General features: G+C 60.7%; 1 protein-coding gene. It reads right to left on the bottom strand.

Annotation, left to right across the window (positions count from 1 at the left end):
- On the bottom strand, positions 1 to 467 hold a 467-nt coding region (locus NCR35_RS29785), incomplete at its 3' end, for a DUF2345 domain-containing protein (protein WP_250537462.1).
- Positions 468 to 481: the final 14 nt, after the last annotated feature.

The raw sequence follows: 481 nt of genomic DNA, 5'->3' as shown, positions 1-481 counted from the left end.
CCGCCATAGCGTTTGCCATCGTCGTAGTGAATCTGGAACTTCGCGCCCTGAACCGGTTCGTCGTCGTGATACAGATGCGACAGCGACGATGTGTCGGCGTACGCCTTCCGCGGGAACATGAGGGGCGTGGATTGCGGGCCCTCGGTCTGATGGTCGGCGGCGTGGACGAGGAACTGACCGTTCGTAGCGCCGAGCAATCCCGCCGCGCTCAGTTCCAAAGTCGTTCCCGCACCGTTGAAGCGTATGCCCTTCATGGCGGTCAGGTTGATCCAGCCGTCCTCGCTCGATATATGAACATCCTTCGTCGCGACCACGTCGATGCCGTCACTCTGAGCCTCGATACGGATTTTTCCCGACGCGGCAACGAGCATCATTCCGGCCTTCCGCACGAACAGGGCGACGCCATTCATGACACTCGCGAAGAATGAGCGCGCCGCCGCAAAGCTGACGTTTCCCGCCGCCGTCACTGCGAAATCTTGAT

It is taken from the genome of Caballeronia sp. AZ10_KS36, assembly GCF_023631105.1.
Taxonomy (GTDB): domain Bacteria; phylum Pseudomonadota; class Gammaproteobacteria; order Burkholderiales; family Burkholderiaceae; genus Caballeronia.
This window is presented reverse-complemented; position numbering and strand designations above follow the sequence as displayed.